Source organism: Enterobacter cloacae complex sp. ECL414 (assembly GCF_021869685.1).
Classification (GTDB): domain Bacteria; phylum Pseudomonadota; class Gammaproteobacteria; order Enterobacterales; family Enterobacteriaceae; genus Enterobacter; species Enterobacter kobei.
This window is the reverse complement of the sequence record NZ_CP091481.1, coordinates 605,881-626,292: the sequence shown is the minus strand read 5'-3', so window position 1 is coordinate 626,292 and position 20,412 is coordinate 605,881. Positions and strand designations below refer to the sequence as shown.

Annotated in this window: 21 protein-coding genes and 3 tRNA genes; 9 read left to right on the top strand and 15 right to left on the bottom strand. The window is 53.8% G+C overall.

Annotated elements, in window-relative coordinates; genetic code table 11:
* Positions 1-90: 90 nt before the first annotated feature.
* The 3 genes from deoB to deoC form a co-directional block, all read right to left on the bottom strand.
* Positions 91-1,314, bottom strand: coding sequence for a phosphopentomutase (gene deoB / locus L3068_RS02955; RefSeq protein ID WP_014882457.1), 1,224 nt, complete (start codon positions 1,312-1,314; stop codon positions 91-93).
* Between the two features lie 53 nt (positions 1,315-1,367).
* Positions 1,368-2,690, bottom strand: a complete 1,323-nt coding sequence (deoA, locus tag L3068_RS02950; RefSeq protein ID WP_023332036.1) for a thymidine phosphorylase — start codon at positions 2,688-2,690, stop codon at positions 1,368-1,370.
* A 109-nt stretch (positions 2,691-2,799) separates the two neighbouring features.
* Positions 2,800-3,579, bottom strand: a complete 780-nt coding sequence (gene deoC, locus L3068_RS02945) for a deoxyribose-phosphate aldolase (RefSeq protein ID WP_023310320.1) — start codon at positions 3,577-3,579, stop codon at positions 2,800-2,802.
* 262 nt (positions 3,580-3,841) lie between these two features.
* Between deoC and L3068_RS02940 the strand changes: the two genes are divergently transcribed.
* Complete coding sequence (locus L3068_RS02940; RefSeq protein ID WP_117580874.1) at positions 3,842-5,377, top strand: YjjI family glycine radical enzyme; 1,536 nt, start codon at positions 3,842-3,844, stop codon at positions 5,375-5,377.
* Positions 5,352-6,212 carry a YjjW family glycine radical enzyme activase gene (locus tag L3068_RS02935; RefSeq protein WP_014882453.1) on the top strand — a complete coding sequence of 287 codons (861 nt, stop codon included), beginning with the start codon at positions 5,352-5,354 and terminating at the stop codon, positions 6,210-6,212. Before L3068_RS02940 ends, L3068_RS02935 begins: the two co-directional genes overlap by 26 nt.
* Here the strand turns inward: L3068_RS02935 and L3068_RS02930 are convergent.
* The 8 genes from L3068_RS02930 to L3068_RS02895 all read right to left on the bottom strand — a co-directional run bounded on the left by L3068_RS02930 (position 6,207) and on the right by L3068_RS02895 (position 12,568).
* Complete coding sequence (locus L3068_RS02930; protein WP_117580872.1) at positions 6,207-6,989, bottom strand: TatD family hydrolase; 783 nt, start codon at positions 6,987-6,989, stop codon at positions 6,207-6,209. The two genes, L3068_RS02935 and L3068_RS02930, sit on opposite strands and share 6 nt — an antisense overlap.
* Positions 6,986-8,038, bottom strand: coding sequence for a patatin-like phospholipase family protein (locus L3068_RS02925; protein WP_045134351.1), 1,053 nt, complete (start codon positions 8,036-8,038; stop codon positions 6,986-6,988). Before L3068_RS02925 ends, L3068_RS02930 begins: the two co-directional genes overlap by 4 nt.
* A 120-nt stretch (positions 8,039-8,158) precedes the next feature.
* A complete protein-coding gene (locus L3068_RS02920; protein WP_003856556.1) occupies positions 8,159-8,320 on the bottom strand; it encodes a DUF1328 domain-containing protein in 162 nt (53 codons plus the stop codon).
* 127 nt (positions 8,321-8,447) lie between these two features.
* A complete protein-coding gene (gene osmY, locus L3068_RS02915; RefSeq protein WP_023332031.1) occupies positions 8,448-9,065 on the bottom strand; it encodes a molecular chaperone OsmY in 618 nt (205 codons plus the stop codon).
* 299 nt (positions 9,066-9,364) lie between these two features.
* A complete protein-coding gene (gene prfC / locus L3068_RS02910) occupies positions 9,365-10,954 on the bottom strand; it encodes a peptide chain release factor 3 (protein WP_008502076.1) in 1,590 nt (529 codons plus the stop codon).
* Between the two features lie 91 nt (positions 10,955-11,045).
* Complete coding sequence (yjjG, locus tag L3068_RS02905; RefSeq protein WP_117580870.1) at positions 11,046-11,723, bottom strand: pyrimidine 5'-nucleotidase; 678 nt, start codon at positions 11,721-11,723, stop codon at positions 11,046-11,048.
* A 19-nt stretch (positions 11,724-11,742) separates the two neighbouring features.
* Positions 11,743-12,186, bottom strand: a complete 444-nt coding sequence (gene rimI, locus L3068_RS02900) for a ribosomal protein S18-alanine N-acetyltransferase (protein WP_014882447.1) — start codon at positions 12,184-12,186, stop codon at positions 11,743-11,745.
* The gene (locus L3068_RS02895) at positions 12,155-12,568 is read right to left on the bottom strand and encodes a DNA polymerase III subunit psi (RefSeq protein ID WP_014882446.1); all 414 of its coding nucleotides are present in this window, start codon (positions 12,566-12,568) and stop codon (positions 12,155-12,157) included. The genes rimI and L3068_RS02895 overlap by 32 nt, the downstream gene beginning before the upstream one ends.
* Before the next feature lie 102 nt (positions 12,569-12,670).
* On the opposite strand from L3068_RS02895, the gene rsmC reads away from it, so the two are divergent.
* From rsmC to L3068_RS02875, 4 genes are all read left to right on the top strand, one after another.
* On the top strand, positions 12,671-13,699 hold the full coding sequence (rsmC, locus tag L3068_RS02890; protein ID WP_117580868.1) for a 16S rRNA (guanine(1207)-N(2))-methyltransferase RsmC: 1,029 nt from the start codon (positions 12,671-12,673) through the stop codon (positions 13,697-13,699).
* Between the two features lie 172 nt (positions 13,700-13,871).
* Positions 13,872-13,958: transfer RNA gene (locus L3068_RS02885), tRNA-Leu, on the top strand.
* A gap of 28 nt (positions 13,959-13,986) precedes the next feature.
* Positions 13,987-14,072: transfer RNA gene (locus L3068_RS02880), tRNA-Leu, on the top strand.
* 32 nt (positions 14,073-14,104) lie between these two features.
* Positions 14,105-14,191: transfer RNA gene (locus L3068_RS02875), tRNA-Leu, on the top strand.
* 42 nt (positions 14,192-14,233) lie between these two features.
* On the opposite strand, the gene L3068_RS02870 is transcribed toward L3068_RS02875, so the two are convergent.
* Positions 14,234-14,503, bottom strand: coding sequence for a DUF1435 domain-containing protein (locus L3068_RS02870; protein WP_214602771.1), 270 nt, complete (start codon positions 14,501-14,503; stop codon positions 14,234-14,236).
* A 216-nt stretch (positions 14,504-14,719) separates the two neighbouring features.
* On the opposite strand from L3068_RS02870, the gene L3068_RS02865 reads away from it, so the two are divergent.
* Together L3068_RS02865 and fhuF are read left to right on the top strand one after the other, a co-directional pair.
* Complete coding sequence (locus tag L3068_RS02865; RefSeq protein WP_023339001.1) at positions 14,720-15,784, top strand: GGDEF domain-containing protein; 1,065 nt, start codon at positions 14,720-14,722, stop codon at positions 15,782-15,784.
* Between the two features lie 94 nt (positions 15,785-15,878).
* Entirely contained in the window at positions 15,879-16,667 is a 789-nt protein-coding gene (gene fhuF / locus L3068_RS02860; RefSeq protein ID WP_117580866.1) for a siderophore-iron reductase FhuF, read from the top strand.
* A gap of 97 nt (positions 16,668-16,764) precedes the next feature.
* Here the strand turns inward: fhuF and L3068_RS02855 are convergent, their stop codons facing one another.
* Positions 16,765-18,111, bottom strand: coding sequence for a PTS sugar transporter subunit IIC (locus tag L3068_RS02855; RefSeq protein WP_214602765.1), 1,347 nt, complete (start codon positions 18,109-18,111; stop codon positions 16,765-16,767).
* A gap of 328 nt (positions 18,112-18,439) precedes the next feature.
* Between L3068_RS02855 and L3068_RS02850 the strand changes: the two genes are divergently transcribed.
* The gene (locus L3068_RS02850) at positions 18,440-18,898 is read left to right on the top strand and encodes a YbaK/EbsC family protein (protein ID WP_236904775.1); all 459 of its coding nucleotides are present in this window, start codon (positions 18,440-18,442) and stop codon (positions 18,896-18,898) included.
* Between the two features lie 36 nt (positions 18,899-18,934).
* Here the strand turns inward: L3068_RS02850 and bglJ are convergent, their stop codons facing one another.
* Positions 18,935-19,570, bottom strand: a complete 636-nt coding sequence (gene bglJ, locus L3068_RS02845) for a DNA-binding transcriptional activator BglJ (protein ID WP_032637559.1) — start codon at positions 19,568-19,570, stop codon at positions 18,935-18,937.
* Positions 19,567-20,304 carry a helix-turn-helix transcriptional regulator gene (locus L3068_RS02840; RefSeq protein WP_023331965.1) on the bottom strand — a complete coding sequence of 246 codons (738 nt, stop codon included), beginning with the start codon at positions 20,302-20,304 and terminating at the stop codon, positions 19,567-19,569. Before L3068_RS02840 ends, bglJ begins: the two co-directional genes overlap by 4 nt.
* Between the last annotated feature and the right edge of the window lie 108 nt (positions 20,305-20,412).

The window sequence follows — 20,412 nt, the reverse complement described above, 5'->3', positions numbered from 1 at the left end:
ACATTGTTGTTTTTGCCGGGTGGCGGCTACGCCTTACCCGGCCTACAAAACCGTAGGCCCGGTAAGCCGTAGCGCCACCGGGCAATGACCTCAGAACATAGCCTTGCCATATTCCATGTCGGACGTACCAAAGTACTTCGCGAGGGTCTGGCCGATGTCTGCGAAGGTTTCACGGTGTCCCAGTGAACCTGGTTTGACTTTCGGTCCGTACACCAGCACCGGAATGTGCTCACGGGTGTGGTCGGTACCGGTCCAGGTTGGGTCACAGCCGTGGTCGGCGGTCAGGATCAGAATGTCATCTTCACCCACCAGCTCCATCAGCTCTGGCAGACGGCGGTCGAACAGTTCCAGACCGGCAGCATAGCCCGCGACGTCACGACGGTGCCCCCAGGAAGAGTCGAAGTCCACGAAGTTGGTGAAGACAATGGTCTTATCGCCCGCTTCTTTCATCTCTTTGATGGTGGCATCGAACAGCGCATCCAGACCGGTGGCTTTCACTTTTTTGGTGATGCCGCAGTTAGCGTAGATGTCTGCGATTTTACCCACGGACACCACGTGACCGTCTTTCTCGTCGACCAGTTTCTGCAGCACGGTAGGAGCCGGTGGCTCAACGGCCAGGTCGTGACGGTTACCGGTACGCTGGAAGTTACCTGCTTTATCGCCGATAAACGGACGGGCGATAACGCGACCAATGTTGTAGCCGCCTTCGGTCAGCTCTTCACGGGCGATTTCACACAGCTCGTAGAGTTTATCCAGGCCAAACGTCTCTTCGTGGCAGGCAATCTGGAAAACGGAGTCAGCGGAGGTGTAGAAAATCGGCTTGCCGGTTTTCATGTGCTCTTCGCCAAGCTGGTCCAGAATCACGGTGCCGGAAGAGTGGCAGTTACCGAGGTAGCCCGGCAGGTTGGCACGCTTCACCAGCTTATCGAGCAGCTCCTGCGGGAAGCTGTTCTCGTGATCGGAGAAATAACCCCAGTCGAAGAGGACCGGCACACCGGCGATTTCCCAGTGGCCAGACGGGGTATCTTTACCGGAAGAGAGCTCGTGAGCCCAGGCGTAGGCGCCCACCACTTCCGCGTTGCCGTCCATACCGGCTGCGATTTTACCGGTAGAACCTTCATGCGCTTTCACCAGACCGAGGCGGGTCAGGTTTGGCAAGGTCAGAGGGCCTTTACGACCGTTGTCCGCTTCGCCTTTCGCACAGGCTTCCGCGATGTGACCCATGGTATCGGAACCCACGTCACCAAAACGTTCTGCATCTTCGGTTGCGCCGATGCCGAATGAGTCCAGCACCATAATAAATGCACGTTTCATAATTGTTCTCCGTACGTAGTGCTTCATAAAAATTCGATCAGATCAGTATACCGCTATTCGGTGATACGGCGATAGACCGAAGGTGAGCTTTCTGGCGCTTTATCAGCAAGCGTAATGGCCGCTTTCACCGCCTTCGCCGCGTCCTGCCAGCTGGCTTCGTCTTTGGCGTGGATCACCGCCAGCGGACGTTGGCCATCAACGCTGTCGCCCAGACGGGCCATATCGGTAAAGCCGACGCTGTAATCAATGGTGTCTGACGCCTGACGACGACCGCCGCCCATCGAGACCACCGCCATACCCAGCGCACGGGTGTCCATTGCTGAGACAAAGCCCTCGCTGTCGGCATATACGGCTTTGCTGAGCGTCGCGGTTGGCAGGTATTTGGCGTAATTCTCAACGAAGTCGGTCGGGCCTTTTTGTGCGGCGACCATACGGCCAAAGATCTCTGCCGCTTTGCCGTTGTCCAGCACGGCCTGCAGTTTCGCGCGGGCTTCCGCCTCGTCTTTCGCCAGCTTGCCGGAGATCAGCATCTCTACACACAGCGCCATGGTCACGTCGAACAGGCGCGGGTTGCGGTATTCCCCCGTCAGGAACTGGACGGCTTCACGCACTTCGACCGCGTTACCGGCGCTGGAGGCCAGTACCTGGTTCATGTCAGTGAGCAGCGCGGTGGTGCGCACGCCTGCGCCGTTGGAGACGCCAACGATCGCTTCGGCGAGCTGGGCAGAAAGTTCATAGGTCGGCATAAAGGCACCGCTGCCCACCTTCACGTCCATCACCAGCGCGTCCAGCCCTTCTGCCAGCTTTTTCGCCAGAATAGAGGCGGTGATCAACGGAATGGAGTCAACGGTGGCGGTGATGTCGCGGGTCGCGTAGAAACGCTTGTCTGCCGGGGCAAGAGAGCTGGTCTGGCCGATAATTGCCACACCCACGTCTTTAATAATGTCGCGGAAGCGGTTGTCATCCGGGAAGATATCGAAGCCCGGAATGGCTTCCAGTTTGTCGAGCGTACCGCCGGTGTGGCCCAGACCGCGCCCGGAAATCATCGGGATGTAACCGCCACAGGCGGCCACCATAGGGCCCAGCATCAGGGAGGTCACGTCACCCACACCGCCGGTGGAGTGTTTGTCCACAATCGGGCCGTTAAGGTTAAGGCTTTTCCAGTCCAGAACGGTTCCTGAATCTCGCATCGCCATGGTCAGCGACACGCGCTCGGGCATCGACATATCGTGGAAGAAAATGGTCATCGCCAGAGCCGCAATCTGCCCTTCAGAGACGGTGTTATCACGAATGCCATTGATAAAGAAGCGGATCTCTTCGTCGCTTAATGCATGACCATCACGTTTTTTACGAATAATTTCTTGTGCGAGAAACACGGTAACCTCCATGCGGAATCGGGGGAATTGTGGCGGGTGGCGCTACGCTTACCCGCCCTACGACCCTGTAGGCCGGATAAGCAAAGCGTCATCCGGCATTGTCTGGCAATCAGTAGCTGCTTGCGCTCTTACCGTCGCCATGACCCAGCGCTTTCAGCAGGCTTGCCAGCAGGCTGGACGCACCGAAGCGGTAGTGACGGGAATCGGCCCAGTCGGCGCCGAACAGCTCGTCGGCAATCGCCAGGAACTGCTGCGCGTCTTCGGCAGTACGCACGCCGCCCGCAGGTTTGAAACCAACGGTTTTGGACACGCCCATATCGCGAATGACTTCCATCATGATGCGCGCGCTTTCCGGGGTCGCATTCACCGGTACTTTACCGGTGGAGGTTTTAATGAAATCCGCACCGGCTTTGATGGAGATTTCAGACGCTTTACGAATAAGCGCTTCTTCTTTCAGCTCGCCGGTTTCGATGATCACTTTCAGCAGCACGTTTGCCGCCGCGCACGCGTCTTTACAGGCTTTCACCAGGTCGAAGCCAACCTGCTCGTTACCGGCGATCAGCGCGCGGTACGGGAATACCACGTCAACTTCGTCTGCACCGTAAGCAATGGCCGCGCGGGTTTCTGCCAGCGCAATCTCGATATCGTCGTTGCCGTGCGGGAAGTTAGTTACGGTTGCAATGCGCACATCCGGCGTGCCCTGCTCTTTCAGCGTTTTGCGGGCAATCGGAATAAAGCGCGGGTAGATACAGATGGCTGCGGTGTTACCCACTGGCGTTTTCGCCTGATGGCACAGGGCGATGACTTTCTCATTGGTGTCGTCATCGTTCAGGGTAGTCAGGTCCATCAGTTTCAACGCGCGCAGGCTGCTTGCAGTTAAATCGGTCATAACATTCTCCAACGGCAGTGCCGTATCAATTTTACCTTGCGGGTCTGTGAGTATTTTAACATCCACCCGCATCCACACTTCGACATTCATCACAGTTAATGAAAACTGCGTACAAATTTGCATTACTGTAATGAGATCTTCTTCAAACTTTAGCGCACTTATTGCTGACTAAAGCCGCGATACCCCCTGTGGGATCAAAAGCCCCAACAGGCTGGCTTTCTACAATTCGTTCATCATCAGCAGAACACTCAAGGAAGCGAACATGCCAGATACCCTGCAACAACGTTGCCAGCACATTGTGACAAGTCCGGTGTTAACCCCGGAACAAAAACGTCATTTTCTGGCGCTGGAAGCGGAAAACAACCTGCCTTATCCGGCACTTCCTGAAGCCGCCCGCGCCGCGCTGGACGAGGGATTTATCTGCGACATGTTCGAAGGCCATGCGCCTTACAAACCGCGCTACGTCCTGCCGGATTATGAAAAATTCCTGGCTAACGGCTCTGAATGGCTAGAGCTGGAAGGGGCAAAGGATCTGGATGATGCCCTCTCGCTATTAACCATTCTCTACCATCATGTTCCTTCAGTGACATCTATGCCGGTCTATCTGGGGCAGCTTGATGCGATACTGAATCCATATGTTAGAATTCTAACACAAGAAGAAATCGATAGCCGAATAAAACGTTTCTGGCGCTATCTCGACAGAACGCTCCCTGATGCGTTTATGCACGCAAACATCGGGCCCGCTGACGGCCCCATCATCCGCGCCATTCTACGTGCAGATGCAGAGCTTAAGCAGGTCGCGCCGAATCTGACCTTTATTTACGATCCTGAAATCACCCCGGACGATTTGCTGCTTGAGGTGGCAAAAAACATTTGCGAATGCAGTAAACCGCATATTTCAAACGGCCCCGTGAATGATAAAATTTTCACAAAAGGCCGTTTTGGCGTGGTGAGCTGTTACAACTCCTTGCCGCTGGCTGGCGGTGGCAGCACCCTGGTGCGCCTTAACCTCAAAGCCATTGCGGAGCACAGCACCTCCGTTGACGACTTCTTCAACCGTACGCTTCCGCACTACTGTCAGCAGCAAATCGCCATCATTGATGCCCGCTGTGATTTTCTCTATCAACAATCAGGCTTCTTTGAGAATAGCTTCCTGGTAAAAGAGGGGCTGATTGATGCCGGACGTTTTGTGCCGATGTTTGGCATGTACGGCCTGGCGGAAGCGGTAAACACGCTCTGTGAGAAGGACGGAATCAACGGTCGCTATGGCAAAGACGAGCAGGCTAACGCGCTGGGCTATCGCATCAGCGAACAGCTTGCGGCGTTTGTAGAAAACACGCCGGTGAAGCACGGCTGGAAACAGCGCGCCATGCTCCATGCGCAGTCGGGCATCAGCTCTGATTCAGGCACCACGCCAGGCGCGCGTCTGCCTTATGGTGACGAACCGGATCCCATCAGCCATCTGCTGGCCGTTGCGCCACACCACAGACATTATCACTCCGGTATCAGCGATATTTTAACGCTGGATGAGACGGTAAAACGCAACCCACAGGCGTTAGTGCAGCTTTGTCTGGGCGCGTTCAGGGCCGGTATGCGGGAGTTCACCGCCAACGTTGCGGGTAACGATCTGGTCCGCGTGACGGGCTACATGGTGCGCCTGTCGGACCTGGAAAAATTCCGCGAAGCCGGTTCGCGCACCAATACGACCTGGCTTGGCGAAGAAGCCGCACGCAATACCCGCATCCTGGAACGTCAGCCGCGCGTGATAAGCCATGAACAACAGATGCGCTTTAGTTAGTCAGGTCATTCCTTTTTCCTGCGTGGACGGGCCGGGCAGTCGCCTGGCCCTGTTCCTGCAGGGCTGCAACCTGCGCTGTAAAACCTGCCACAACCCATGGACCATCGGGCGCTGCAACGACTGCGGCGACTGCGTGCCCCACTGCCCTCATGATGCACTCAACATTCAGGCCGGACGCGTATGGTGGCAGGAGAGTCATTGCCAGCAGTGTGATACCTGCCTTCATCTTTGCCCGCAGCAGTCCACGCCCATGGCGCACCGCCTGAGCGTGGAGGAGATCCTCACGCAGATCCGAAAAGCTGCCCCCTTTATTGAAGGCGTTACCGTGAGCGGCGGCGAGGCCACAACACAGCTGCCGTTTTTAATCGCCCTTTTTAGCGCAATCAAAACCGATCCTGAACTGCAGCATTTAACCTGCCTGGTGGATAGCAACGGGCTGCTAAGCGAAACCGGCTGGGAGAAACTGCTGCCGGTACTGGATGGGGCGATGCTGGATCTCAAGGCATGGGGAAACGCGCATCACCGTTTCCTGACCGGGCGCGAAAACCCGCTGATTAAACAGAGCATTCGCTGGCTTGCCGATCGCCACCGTTTGACGGAACTGCGCTTGCTGGTTATCCCGGAGCAGTGCGATTATCTGGAACATCTTAAGCCGCTGACCACGTTTATCCGCGGGCTTGGGAATGTTCCGGTGCGTATTAACGCGTTTCATGCGCATGGGGTTTACGGAGAGGCGGCGTCATGGCGCAGCGCCACGCCGGAGGACATTGAACCGCTGGCGCAGGCACTGGAAAAACAGAAGATAACGGTGATTCGTCCGGCACTTTACCTATAGCGTGATGCCAAATACCGCACGCGTATTTTCCAGTAACGCATCGGCAATCACCTCTTCAGGCTCCGTTCGCAGCTCACATAGGGTGGTAAACACGCGCGCCGCCTGCTCCGGACGATTCGGCTGGCCCTGAAAACCACTCAGCGGCATATCCGGGGCATCCGTTTCCAGTAGCAGCGCAGAGAGTGGCAACTGTGCCATCACATCGCGGGTTTTACTGGCACGCGGATAGGTAATGGTGCCCCCCACGCCAATTTTATAGCCCAGCTTGATAAAACGCTGCGCCTGCTGCAGGCTGCCGGAAAAACCGTGCACCACGCCGCTACGCGGTAGATCGATGCGTTTCAGGTGCAACGCCAGCTTATCGTGCGTGCGTCTTGAATGGAGAATCACCGGCAGGTCGTGACGCTTAGCCAGCCGAAGCTGCGCGTCGAGGATCGTCTGCTGGCGTTCAAACTGAGGATCCTCACGATAGAGATCGAGCCCGATCTCGCCGATAGCGACAAGTTTGTCTCCTGCGGTCTGCAGGGCTTCATCAAGTACCTCAATATGCTCATCAAGGTGGCGCTCAATCACTATCGGATGCAGGCCGAGCGCAGCATAGAGAGCGGGGTAACGCGTGGAGAGCGTCAGCACACGCGAAAAATCAGCCGCTTCTACCGACGGTACAACGATCGCCTGAACGCCTGCCTCAGCGGCTTTCGCAATACTTTGCGTCTCATTTCCCGTAAACGGCGGAAAATCAAAGTGGCAGTGGGTATCAACAAAGCGGTGCGTCACGCCAGATCCTCGTTATCTAATAAAGCGTCATTCGCCTGTGGAATGTCCACCAGCGGCATCGTCAGGGCGTCGTTGGCGACAATTGCAGGGGGCGTAATGATGGGTTTGTGCCGATGCAGAGGCGGTTGCTCCGCCAGCATCTTACCGACCGTCGCCAGGAAGTAGCGTCCGCACAGCCGCCCCGTTTTGTAGTCCATGCGCAGCGCAGGGACGCGGCTGCCCAGCGCCATGCTGATCAATGGCTTAGGAGGATAGATTTCGAAAATTCGCAGCTTACCCGGCGGTTTTTCAATGAAACGCTGCATCGCGCCGTAGGTGGTTTCATGCTGCTTCGCGATGTTCACCAGCGGTTGCAGGCTGCTGTCACCCAACCAGCGCTCCATCCGCTTAAACCACTGCGGTGTATAGTACATTTGCGACGGCACGGTACGGATCACCACGATCGTTTTCGCACCGCGACGGGCGGCTTCCTGCACCGGTACCGCGTCACTGATCCCGCCGTCCAGATAGCTGATGCCGTCCAGCAGGGCGCCGGTACGATAAAAACCGGGAATGGCGCTGGAGGCGCGGATGATGTCCAGCCAGTTCTCCTTCTGCGGAGAGAAATAGCCCGGGGAATAGTCATCCCCCCGACTGGCGCACATCCAAAACTCTTTTCCGCTATCAAACAGACGGGCCGCCGTGTCCATTGCCAGCGGCATCTGGCTGGAGGTCGACTCCAGCAGCCAGTCGAGATCGATCAGGTTGCCGCCGCGCACAAAGCGCACCGGGTTAAAAAATTCTTTCGCCGTGGTGTAGCGCATAATCACTTTTCGCGCGTAGCCAGGCTGGTTGCAGACATAGGCAGAGAGATTCTGCGCCCCGGCAGACGTGCCAAAGTAGAGATCAAACGGGTTGAACTGCGCGCGCATAAACTCATCCAGCACGCCAGCGGTGAAAATGCCGCGCTGCCCACCGCCCTCACAGACCAGTGCGAGTTGACCCGCGCGAAACGGTTTTAACGTCAGCGGCGCAATATTGCCGAGCGTAACGGGAATTCGTTGCCCCACCTCTGCTTTCCTGTTTTGATTATTTTATAACACCACAGTAACGCACCCGACCTGTAACGCAAATAAGAAAAAGCCAGTCGCGGTGACTGGCTTTATTTTGTTGATGGAATATTGCGTTTGCTATGGACGTCGACGCCCTGTAAACAGGCTGACCAGGAACAGAATAATACCCACAACAAAGACAATTTTAGCTGCCCATGCCGCTGTACCTGCCAGTCCACCAAAGCCCAATGCGGCGGCAATTAACGCGATAACCAGAAATATAATGCCCCAACGAAACATAAGCTTCTCCTTTACCATAGTTAATGTCGGCCGCTAAACGTGAGCGCTCAGGTCACTCACCGGCGTTTTTCCAGAGTCGTTCTTATTTCGCCCGCAGGGTTGAGCCTGGCGGGCGACTGGTCCAGATTTACTTCGTTTTCAGATCGTTTTTAACGCTTTTCACACCATCAATCGCTTTCGCAATTGACTCGGCGCGTTCACTTTGCGCCTGGGAATCAACCGTACCGGAAAGCTGAACCACGCCATCGGTGGTTTCCACTTTCACCTTACGGGACGGTACGATGTCATCTGCTAACAGTTTAGCTTTGATTTCGCTGGTGGTTGCCGCATCCCCGGCATAACCTTTCACTGAAGCGTCTTTGCTGTCGCGAACGTGCAGTTTATCGCTCACGGAGGTGACACCCTCAACACCCTTCGCCACTTTGACAGCCTGTTCGGCCTGGGCCTGGCTTTCCACAAAGCCACTCAGGGTCACGACTTTCTTGTCGGTTTTAACGGAAATATCGGTGCTCTTGATCGCTTCGTCATCCACCAGTGCGGCTTTCACTTTTGCTGTGATAGAGCTGTCGTCCATGAAATTACCGACTTTATTCATAGAGCTATCGATTTTTTGCCCTGCGCTATCGGCCGTGGACTGTGCTTTATCCATGGTGCTGCTTTCCGCCAGAGCGGAACCGCTAACCAGAACGCTACCCAGTGTTACAGCCAGCAGAGTTTTAGAAATCTTCAGTCTTGTCATATTCATCGATGTATTCCTGTGTTGACCCGTTATTCGGGCTACATACTTCCTTAGTAGTTTTATATATTGCGAATAAACACACGGGCGAAATGGATAACCTAAAGCCATGCATTGAACAGTTAATTTATCCACGCCCGGTGCTAAACACTGAGTTAAATATAGATCACTCTCACAATGCCGCTTTCAGATTTGGGCAAAAAATAGGCAAAAGACGTGAAAACGCAGTGAATTAAGAACATTCCGCAAGGGACTAATAAGACAGGAAATAAAGAAGAGCACGGCGAGTGCCGTGCTCTGAGAGGGAATTAGTGTTCGCGCGTTTTGCGGAACTGAACGTCAGGATAACGCTCCTGCGTCAGGTTCAGGTTCACCATGGTTGGGGCAATATAGGTCAGGTTATCGCCGCCATCCAGCGCCAGTTGTACTTCGTTCTTACGCTTAAATTCTTCGAATTTCTTCACGTCAGAACACTCAACCCAGCGCGCCGTCGCCACGTTCACCGATTCGTAAATCGCTTCCACGTTGTATTCGCTTTTCAGACGCGCAACGACAACGTCGAACTGCAGTACGCCGACCGCACCGACGATCAGATCGTTGTTGGCGATAGGACGGAAGACCTGCACCGCCCCCTCTTCAGAGAGCTGAACCAGACCTTTCAGCAGCTGTTTCTGCTTCAGTGGATCGCGCAGGCGAATACGACGGAACAGCTCAGGGGCGAAGTTCGGGATACCCGTGAACTTCATCATTTCACCCTGAGTGAACGTATCGCCGATCTGGATCGTACCGTGGTTGTGCAGACCGATGATGTCACCCGGATACGCTTCTTCAACGTGCGAGCGGTCACCCGCCATAAAGGTCAGCGCGTCGGAGATCACCACATCTTTACCAATACGCACCTGGCGCAGCTTCATGCCCTTTTCATACTTACCGGACACTACGCGCATAAAGGCGACGCGGTCACGGTGTTTCGGGTCCATGTTGGCCTGAATCTTGAAGACGAAGCCGGTGAATTTCTCTTCTTTCGCTTCCACTTCACGGGTGTCGGTTTTGCGTGGCATCGGCTGTGGCGCCCACTCCACCAGACCGTCGAGCATATGGTCTACGCCAAAGTTACCGAGCGCGGTACCAAAGAACACCGGGGTAATTTCACCGCTCAGGAACAGTTCTTTGTCGAACTCATGCGAGGCACCTTTCACCAGCTCCAGCTCATCGCGCAGCTGCGCGGCAAGCTCTTCACCGACCGCAGCGTCCAGATCCGGGTTGTCCAGACCTTTCACAATGCGCACTTCCTGAATGGTGTGGCCTTTACCGGTTTGATACAGATAAGTTTCGTCTTTATAGAGGTGATACACCCCTTTAAACAGCTTACCGCAGCCAATAGGCCAGGTGATTGGCGCACAGGCGATCTTCAGCTCGTTTTCCACTTCATCCATTAACTCCATCGGGTCACGGATGTCACGGTCGAGTTTGTTCATAAAGGTGAGGATCGGCGTATCGCGCAGACGGGTGACTTCCATCAGCTTACGGGTACGATCTTCTACCCCTTTCGCGGCGTCGATCACCATCAGGCAGCAGTCCACTGCCGTCAGTGTGCGGTAGGTATCTTCGGAGAAGTCTTCGTGGCCCGGGGTGTCCAGCAGGTTCACCAGGCAGTCGTGATACGGGAACTGCATCACGGAGGTGGTAATCGAAATACCACGCTGCTTTTCCATCTCCATCCAGTCTGATTTCGCATGCTGGCTGGAGCCACGGCCTTTAACGGTACCCGCAGTCTGGATCGCCTGTCCGAACAGCAACACCTTCTCGGTGATGGTCGTTTTACCGGCATCCGGGTGCGAGATAATGGCAAAAGTACGGCGCTTGGCCACCTCTTGCAGATAAGGAGACAACGTCATAATTAAATCTTCTTTTATAAGCGCGGCAGCACGCCACGCGTCATGGAATACAAAATTGCGGCTATTTTACCCATCAATGGGGGGCAGGCAATCATTGTTTACACAGGAGTTGCTCCAGTTCGTTCAACGACGTGACGGTCCAGGTCGGCTCAATGCCTTCAGGCTTCACGCGGCCATGCGCATTCAGCCAGACAGTCGACAGACCGGAGTTCATACCCCCCAGAATATCAGACTCTGCGGTATCCCCTACCATCAGCACGCGGTCGCGGTCAGGATTTCCGGCTTGCGCCAGGGCATAATCAAAAATTCGCGGATCCGGCTTCGGCACACCCACCTCTTCGGAGATCACCAGCGCGTCAAAATGTTCGCGCAGGCCGGTGCGTTCAAGGCGGATCTGCTGCAGCGCGGTAAAGCCGTTGGTGATGATTCCAAGCTTCGCTTTACCTTTGAGAGAATCCAGCAGGGAAACCGCGCCCGGCAGTGGGGAGCAAATCTCTGCCATCGCATTGAGAAAAGCTTCGTTCAGCGAGCCCGGACTGACGTTTAAGCGTTCCGCCCACGCGTCAAAACGCTGGTGCTGGAGTTGTAACGCGGTGATGGCGCCGTTCTGATAATCCACCCACAGCGGCTTGTTCACCGCCTGATAGTCCTGAAAATCTTCAGCGGTGAAGGTCACGCTATAGTCGAGAAACATCCGCTGTAGGCCGCCGAACGCGTCAAAGGTAAACAGCGTTTCGTCGGCATCAAAGAAAATCCAGTCCCATTTCATCGTTACAACCTTATCTTTGTTATCCAATTGGCAGAGCCATAATAATGGCGTCTTCACGTCCCTCTGCGGTGGGGTAGTAGTTACGGCGGATTGTCGCCTCGTTAAAGCCTAAGCTTTCATAGAGCGCGATGGCGGCGACATTCGACGCGCGCACCTCCAGCCAGAGGGTAAAAACGTCACGGGTTTCGAGCTCACGAATGAGATGCTCAAGCAGTTCTCTTCCCAGTCCCCGGCGCTGAAACGCAGGGTCAACCGCGATGTTAAACAGCGTCGCCTCATCAAGGACGACCTGCGTTATGGCAAACGCCGCCATAGTGCCGTCAACGTCCAGCCGGTAGTTGAGGTACCGATCGCCCTGGTTGCTGGCGAACGTTTTTTCGCTCCACGGAAACGCGTGGGCGCGTGTTTCAATCGCGAACGCGGTGGTCAGGTCAGGCGTCGTGAGGGAAGAAATCGTGTTCATATTCGCAGATTTGTTGCCATAGCGCGCTGCGCGCTTTTGGGTTGGCTTTCAGTTCGTCCAGCGCTGGCGAGCAGATCTGGCTCCCCTGAAGAGAGATGTCGGTCGTCTCTCCGATGCGCCAGCTGTTACACCGACTCTCAGGAGGAAGCATTGCCACCCGTTCCGGCGTCAGCTGTAAAACCTGGTCGGAAGTCAGCTTCAGGCTGCGAAGGACATCACCAATCAGGGGTTCATTCAGGGCAGGCAGTTCTTCCGCCACCATCACCAGCCTGACGTGCGCCGGGATGGAGATAGCGATTTCGCCCTGCAACGCCGTCGGGCGACGCAAGGCCCACTGGGTGATGCCCAGCTGCTGCAACTGCCAGTCTCGTCGGGATGTCATAGCGAAAACTCCTGTCTCTCAGGCGCGCAAATATAGCAAATGTGTCGAAAGTACGCCATCTACCTACTATAATCCCCGCCTGAGTTTATTGAGGAACAATTCATGTCTGCATTTACCCCGGCAAGTGAAGTCTTGCTGCGTCACAGTGATGATTTCGAAGAAAGCCGTATTCTGTTTGCCGGAGATATGCAGGATGACCTGCCTGCGCGTTTCGACTGTGCTGAAAGCCGTGCCCATACCCAATACTACCACCACTGGCAGGTGCTGAGCCGTCAGATGGGCGAGCGCGCGCGCTTTAGCCTGGTGGCGGAGCTGCGCGATATTGCTGACTGCGATACACTGATCTACTACTGGCCGAAGAACAAGCCGGAAGCCCAGTTCCAGCTGATGAACCTGCTCTCCCTGCTGCCGGTGGGTTGCGACATTTTCGTTGTCGGTGAGAACCGCAGCGGCGTGCGCAGTGCTGAACAGATGCTGGAAGGCTATGCGCCACTGAATAAAGTCGACAGCGCGCGTCGCTGCGGTCTGTACCATGGTCGTCTGGAAAAACAGACAGAATTCGATGCTAACACCTACTGGGACGAGTATCAGCTTGACGGCCTGACCATCAAAACCCTGCCGGGCGTGTTCAGCCGTGATGCGCTGGATACCGGCAGCAAGCTGCTGCTTTCTACCCTGACACCACACACCAAAGGCAAAGTGCTGGACGTGGGCTGCGGCGCGGGCGTACTTTCAACGGTGCTTGCCAGCCATTCGCCTAAAGTCCGTTTAACCCTGTGTGATGTAAGCGCCCCGGCGGTAGAAGCCAGCCGTGCAACGCTTGCGGCAAACGGCATTGAAGGCGATGTTATTGCCAGCAACGTCTTCTCTGACGTGACCGGCCGCTTTGACATGATCATCTCTAACCCGCCGTTCCACGACGGTATGGAGACCAGCCTCGAAGCGGCGCAAGCGCTGATTCGTGGTGCGACCCGTCACCTCAACAGTGGCGGTGAACTGCGTATCGTCGCGAACGCCTTCCTGGCGTATCCGAAAGTGCTGGATGAAACCTTTGGCTTCCACGAAGTGATCGCCCAGACCGGCCGCTTTAAGGTGTATCGCACCGTGATGACGCGTCAGGCCAAAAAGTAATCTCCCGTTCTGTTTGCCAGATAAGCGCATGCGCTATCCGGCAAACAGGCACCTCGCTCCCGACCATTTTTGCAGCGATCAATAAATCGTGCGCACTTTTCTGTTGACGTAAAGCTGAAAACATCTAGAATGCGCCTCCGTGGTTACGATACTTTTACAGTATCGATGGTATGCGAAGGTGGCGGAATTGGTAGACGCGCTAGCTTCAGGTGTTAGTGTCCTTACGGATGTGGGGGTTCGAGTCCCCCCCCTCGCACCATAAATCACGTTGATATTGCTCGCACTGGGCGAAGGTGGCGGAATTGGTAGACGCGCTAGCTTCAGGTGTTAGTGTCCTTAGGATGTGGGGGTTCGAGTCCCCCCCCTCGCACCAACGAGGCGATATCAAACCAGTAAGATAACTGTGCGAAGGTGGCGGAATTGGTAGACGCGCTAGCTTCAGGTGTTAGTGTCCTTACGGATGTGGGGGTTCGAGTCCCCCCCCTCGCACCAATTATCTTGCATCCCTTCTGTTGTACCTCTTATTTTTCCCTGTTATTTCAAACTCATCAGTATTACCAGAATTCCACCGATCAGTGCCATACCGGATGGCAGTAAAACAAAGTGACCTAGTTGCTTATGCCAGATCATGCATGAAGTCACCAGCAATCCCGACACAAGAATGGTCTTCCAGACATCAATGGAGAGATCGGCGAACATCAAACCGCCAAGCACGGCGCCCGGCAGCAGTACCCCCCATGCACTTCCCAGCACCCTGTTCAACATGCATCGCCCTTTCATAACGATAATGATAAATAATATCATATGATAAAGATTATCATTTGTCAGCACAGACAATCAAAAAAGTTCGACCTTTACCGCTATGTAGAATGACAGGAATAGCCTAAGGTGATAAATTGCTCACCTGTTAACTACACATAAAGTTTTTCTTATAATTACTCTTTGAGTTTTTTGCATATTTTATTGCGAAACAACGCCTATTTATCTGTTTTAATTAAATTTTAATAAAAACGCACGACTATGACATCACAATCCTGGCGGTCTTTGGTTCAACGAAAATATCAATTATCGTTACGTTTATTTTTATTTCTGAATGCAACCTCAGCGGTGTTCTCGGTAACAAATCCGCTCTATTCCGTGCGCGTGTTTTCCGCCCCGCTGATTGCTATTTTTTCCATCAGCACCGGCCTGTTCGTCTGGCACTGGAAAAAGTGTGCGCGAAAGATAAATATTCCTGTTGTTTCAGGGATCTTCGGTATTTTGTGGGCATGGCAAATTGATTCGAAATTTTCGCTAATTACCCATAACCAGGCGACGTATTTGTTAATCGCCCTATTAACGGTGCTTTTTATCGGAACGCTGGCATTCGCCAGTAATATCAAAGCATTTACTCTGCATTCACTCCCCGCGTTTATTGTCTGTCTGTGGTTAAGCGATCCAGAGATGTGGCTGAGAATGACCTATTCTTTCGCACTTCCTGTGGTGGCCATCGCTATTCATAACATTTTGCAAAGACGCAACGATCGCTTTGCGCAGGAACTGCTTTCCCGGCTGCTGGAAGAACGGGAGACCCTTACCGATCTCAGTATGATGGATCCGCTTACCGGCCTCTATAATCGGCGCGGCCTTCAGAGCCGCCTGGAGAACCTGCCAGCGGTGGAAAACGGTGAACACTTTGTTCTGCTGATGGATATCGACCACTTCAAAGCCTATAACGACCACTACGGCCATATGATGGGTGACCAGGCCCTAAAACGTGTTTCTGCAGCAATCCGCGACGCCGTGCGTTCGCGTGACATTGTGGCGCGTTTCGGCGGGGAAGAGTTTATGGTGCTGCTGACGAATATTTCACTTGAACACGCCCGTCATACGGCAGAACGGATCCGGCAGAAAGTCTACGATTTGAAAATCCCGCATCTCTTCAACGAAAGCGTCGCCACCAATGTCACCATCAGCATCGGTATTGCCATTTTTGAAAATGAAGATGTCGAAGGCGCGCTGGAGAGAGCAGACAGAGCGCTCTATGAAGCAAAGCATCTGGGACGTAACAACATTCTTCTGAGCGAAGAGCTGCAAACCGCGTAGACGGGTCGGCGTTGAATCAGGACAAAAGTCTTGCCATTGGTATAAGCAATAGTTAGGATTGGCAATCATTATCATTTAGATTCCTATCTCAACTATGGCTACGCATACCGCACACATTGTTGAACCCCTTCTCTGGCGAGCGCCCCTCACCAACGGGAATGCGTCGCTTGCGGATGCCATACGGGATAAGATTGCGGAAACACGCGCTCACCTGCTGGACTTTATCCGGCTTGATGAAGCGCCCCCGCACCACGCCATGACCCTCGCGGAGTGGCGACAACCCTCTACGCTGCAGTCGCTGCTTGCCACCTATTCCGACCATATCTATCGCAATCAGCCAGCCCTGACGCGAGAAAATAAGCCTTTGCTTTCCCTGTGGGCGCAATGGTATATCGGGCTGATGGTACCTCCGCTCATGCTGGCGGTGTTAACCCAGAAAAGCATGCTGGCGCTCTCCCCGGAACATTTCCATGTCGAGTTCCACGAAACCGGTCGAGCGGCCTGTTTCTGGATCGATCTGCACGAGGACCTGAACGCGGCACACCTCTCTGCCCAGGAACGACTGGAGCAACTTGTCATTCAGGCCTTGATCCCGGTGGTGGATGCGCTTGAAGCGACGGGGGAGATCAACGGAAAGCTTATCTGGAGTAATACCGGATATTTAATCCACTGGTATTTAACGGAAATGAAACCGCTGCTTGGTGATGAGAACGTTGATGCACTGCGTCAGTCCTGTTTCTTTGCAAAACAGCTTTCAGACGGCCGCGATAACCCGCTCTTTCGTACCGTTGTACTCCGTGACGGACTCCTGGTGCGCCGCACCTGCTGCCAGCGCTATCGCCTGCCGGACGTTAAGCAGTGCGGGGATTGTACGCTGAAGTAATTGGGTGCGGCCTGATGCCCTCACCCTGCCCCTCTCCCACGGGGAGAGGGAACAAACACTAAAAACGGCAACCTGAAAGTTGCCGTTTTGCTTTTACCTAGGCCACCTGCTGATTATCCTCTTCCGTATTACGCTGCGCTTCTTCAGCTTCCTGCTCCAGCAGTTGTTTCTCGTAAACTTTAAAGAACGGGTAGTAGATGATGGCCGATACGCAGGCCAGAACGACAACCAGAATAGCTGCACGGAAATCCCAGCCCAGGGCCCATGCTGCGCCTATCGGCGCCGGTGCTGTCCAGGGTACGACGGAAATGACGCGGCCTATCAAATCAAAGGTCATCGCGGCCCAGGCCAGGACGGCGTTAACCATGGGGGCCAGCAGGAACGGTATAAAGAACACCGGATTCATCACAATCGGCGTGCCGAAGATAACGGGTTCGTTGATGTTAAAGAAGCTGGGTACCACGCTCAAACGCCCGATAGAACGTAAATGCGCCGAGCGGCTACGCAGATAGCAAATCACCAGCCCCATCGTCGCGCCCGACCCACCGATCACGATGAAGAACGTCCAGAAGGCTTCCATAAAAATATGTGGCAAAGGCTGACCGGCGGCCAGTGCGGTCTGGTTGGCCCCAAGGTTTGTCAGCCAGAACATCTGCAGCATCCCGGAGACAATGGCCGCGCCGTGGATCCCGGCGAACCACAGCAAATGCCCAATCAGTACCGCCAGCAGAATCGCAGGCAGTGAGTCTGCCGCGGAAACCAGGGGTTTAAAGATCGACATAATCGCCTGCGGGATCAGCATGTCAAACTGAGACTGAATCACCAGGCTCAGCGGATAGAGCGTTAACACCACCACCAGCACCGGGATCAGCAGGTCAAAGGAGTTTTTGATCATCGGCGGTACCTGGTCTGGCAGGCGAATACCGATGTTATGCGCCTTGAGGAAACGCATCATCTCAACGCAGTAAATCGCGACCAGAATGGCGGTGAAAATACCGGTTCCACCGAGGCTATCGACAGGAAGTGTGCCTTTGGTTTTCGGTGCCGCGACCAGCAAAAATGCCATGAGCGAGAGCATGGCACACATAAACGGATCGAGCCGGTGCGTTTTGACATAGTGTTTGCCCAGGTTATAGGCAATGGCCGCACAGATATAAATGGACATAATCCCCATCGTCATATCAAACGGCGTGAGGATCTGGCCTTCAAATTGTTTCGCCATATCCAGCCAGGCGCGTGCGAAACCCCAGGTGGTATCAGGCGAAAATGGCGGGTAAGCGAACACTAATAAAAATGAACCCACAATCATAAACGGCATCGCGGAGATGAAGCCATCACGGATAGCCATCACATGACGTTGAGAAGAGATGCGCCCGGCAATCGGGCTAACGTAATTTTCAACGAAACGGAATATCAGATTAAACGCAGCATGGTTGGCAGACATGGCAGCTCTCCTGTCAGACGTTTATAACGGACGCGCTCGCGCCGCACGTTGTTCCATAACTCAGCTTCACAACCTTGCTGGCTTGTGTACCCGCGGTACTGCTCAGACGAAATGGTTTCATAATTGGCTCTTATTATTGGATACAGGGGACGTTACATACTCAGTATTAATCTACGCATCACGCTCTGCAACCGGTTACTGTAACCGGTTTCTGTGATTGTGAAGGGGATCCAGAAATCAGCCATCCGGGATATTTGTTACTTAAGAGATATTTACAGAGCATAAATTCTTATGACAGATTACGCAGGTTATTTGTCAGGAGGAAATAATGAGTTTGCAGTCCGTACAGCAGTTTTTTGCCGACAACGCGCCGGAGATAGAAGTTATAGAACTTAGCCAGAGTACGGCTACCGTTGCGCTGGCTGCTGCCGCCCATCGTGTGGAACCGGGACAAATCGCCAAAACCTTATCTTTGAAGGTTAAAAATGAGGTGATACTGGTCGTTGCGAAGGGTGATGCGCGTCTGGATAACAAAAAACTGAAAGACACCTTTGGCGCAAAAGCGCGCATGCTCAGCAGTGATGAAGTGGTCACCGTGACGGGCCATCCCGTTGGCGGCGTCTGCCCGTTCGGGCTGGAAAACCCGCTCGGGGTTTACTGTGATATCTCTCTAAAACAGTACGCGGAAGTGCTTCCTGCCGCTGGCGCAATCCATAGTGCTGTGCGTATTTCTCCGGACAGAATGGCAGAGCTGACATCCGCAAAGTGGGTCGATGTGTGCATCTGATTGATGCGCCAGAAGATCTCTGGCGCAAAAGGCAGGTTACAAAAATGTCGGTTTGTTTAACCCCACACTACGCGTTTCTCTTACCGGCAAATGCGTAAGAATATCCGCGGCATCGAGCAACCCGACGTCAGAATTCACCCCCAGCTTCACCATCGCATTAAACTTATGTGCGCGGATAGTCTTGATATTGCGCTTAAGCTGCGCCGCGATTTCTGGGATGGAATAGCCGCACGACATATAACGCAATATTGCCCTCTCCGTCGGGCTTAACATCCGGTTCTGGCTGCAGTACCAATGATTAAGCATATTGTCATTTATGCGCAGCGTTTCGCTCAACAGCACCATGAATTCTTTCCGCAGGTGTTCAAGCGTCACTGATTTACTGACCACACCGTGAAGGCGAGAAGGGGAAAGATGGCTAATCAGCCGCGCCTCCATCTCATCAGATACCAGTATAATGCGTTGAATATGGCTATGCGTAAACGCGAGATCCCTCAGGTGCGCCAGGCAGTTGCGACGTGCTTCTCGCGCATCGGAAAGGGAATAGATCAGCGAGAAAAAATTAATGTGATAAAGCGCCTTCTTAAAGCCATCGAAATCATTGAACAGGTGCAGTTGATATTGACTGAGTTCGGACTGCGCAAAAAGATGCTGCAGCCCAATGGCACTCATCGTGCAATTTTCGATGATGGCGATATGTCGTGTTGAATCGGTTTTTTCCATTCCTCGAACTCTCCATAGGCTGACATGAGATTCAGCTCTCTCATTCCCTGTGTACTGTTGATCCAGGCGTACATATCGGCATTACTCCGTAATGACAGCCTTCGCATCGCACTGTTTTTCTGCGCACTGATCGTTTTATTGCTCTTCTTAAGCAACGTAGCGATTTGGTTAATCCCCCACCCTTTACCTAACAGACGAAGTACCTTGCGCTCAGAATTTGTAAGCGCAATGACGTGTTCGTCTTCCTCTTCGCCTTCCTGAGATTCGGGAGTTAATAACGTCTGGCTAATCCGCTCTGCGCGTTCACTTCCTGCCCGGATAGCGTTCACGACACCTTCGATAGGTTCCATATCAGAAAGCAACGTGGTTTCCGGGCGCATAAGCAGCTCAACGGCAATAGGATAAAATGGCCGGGAAACCAAAAAGATCCAGTGGATATCCCTGTACTGATTCAATAAGCGGTAATACTCTTCGAGCGCACCCCGCGGGTTCCTGTATTCGCCTGAAACATCGGCAATAATCACATCTGCGCGGCGTAACTGAAGCAGGGTCAACTCCTGCAGTGAGCGGCAATAGGTCAATTCAAAATCGGGAAAATGTCGTGTCACCACATCCCCTAACCCATTTTGCATTACGGGTATCCGGCTAATGACAACGCCATGCTTACCGTGCAATGACAACATAGACCCTCCGTGTCCATTTTCATTTGATAAGTAACGTTAAAACGCATCAAGTTATACGTATTTTCGTCCCTGAGTGTAAAACTGATTAATACAAGCAGAAGATGAGAA

Bases quoted from the DNA above. Each gene is read 5' to 3' on its own strand.
- fhuF (WP_117580866.1), top strand. From the start codon at position 15,879: ATGGCTACGCATACCGCACACATTGTTGAACCCCTTCTCTGGCGAGCG.
- yjjG (WP_117580870.1), bottom strand. From the start codon at position 11,723: ATGAAATGGGACTGGATTTTCTTTGATGCCGACGAAACGCTGTTTACC.
- L3068_RS02850 (WP_236904775.1), top strand. From the start codon at position 18,440: ATGAGTTTGCAGTCCGTACAGCAGTTTTTTGCCGACAACGCGCCGGAG.
- L3068_RS02840 (WP_023331965.1), bottom strand. From the start codon at position 20,304: ATGTTGTCATTGCACGGTAAGCATGGCGTTGTCATTAGCCGGATACCC.
- rsmC (WP_117580868.1), top strand. From the start codon at position 12,671: ATGTCTGCATTTACCCCGGCAAGTGAAGTCTTGCTGCGTCACAGTGAT.
- deoC (WP_023310320.1), bottom strand. From the start codon at position 3,579: ATGACCGATTTAACTGCAAGCAGCCTGCGCGCGTTGAAACTGATGGAC.
- osmY (WP_023332031.1), bottom strand. From the start codon at position 9,065: ATGAATATGACAAGACTGAAGATTTCTAAAACTCTGCTGGCTGTAACA.
- L3068_RS02920 (WP_003856556.1), bottom strand. From the start codon at position 8,320: ATGTTTCGTTGGGGCATTATATTTCTGGTTATCGCGTTAATTGCCGCC.
- rimI (WP_014882447.1), bottom strand. From the start codon at position 12,186: ATGAACACGATTTCTTCCCTCACGACGCCTGACCTGACCACCGCGTTC.
- deoB (WP_014882457.1), bottom strand. From the start codon at position 1,314: ATGAAACGTGCATTTATTATGGTGCTGGACTCATTCGGCATCGGCGCA.
- L3068_RS02940 (WP_117580874.1), top strand. From the start codon at position 3,842: ATGCCAGATACCCTGCAACAACGTTGCCAGCACATTGTGACAAGTCCG.
- L3068_RS02865 (WP_023339001.1), top strand. From the start codon at position 14,720: ATGACATCACAATCCTGGCGGTCTTTGGTTCAACGAAAATATCAATTA.
- L3068_RS02895 (WP_014882446.1), bottom strand. From the start codon at position 12,568: ATGACATCCCGACGAGACTGGCAGTTGCAGCAGCTGGGCATCACCCAG.
- L3068_RS02870 (WP_214602771.1), bottom strand. From the start codon at position 14,503: ATGATATTATTTATCATTATCGTTATGAAAGGGCGATGCATGTTGAAC.
- L3068_RS02855 (WP_214602765.1), bottom strand. From the start codon at position 18,111: ATGTCTGCCAACCATGCTGCGTTTAATCTGATATTCCGTTTCGTTGAA.
- L3068_RS02935 (WP_014882453.1), top strand. From the start codon at position 5,352: ATGAACAACAGATGCGCTTTAGTTAGTCAGGTCATTCCTTTTTCCTGC.
- bglJ (WP_032637559.1), bottom strand. From the start codon at position 19,570: ATGAGTGCCATTGGGCTGCAGCATCTTTTTGCGCAGTCCGAACTCAGT.
- prfC (WP_008502076.1), bottom strand. From the start codon at position 10,954: ATGACGTTGTCTCCTTATCTGCAAGAGGTGGCCAAGCGCCGTACTTTT.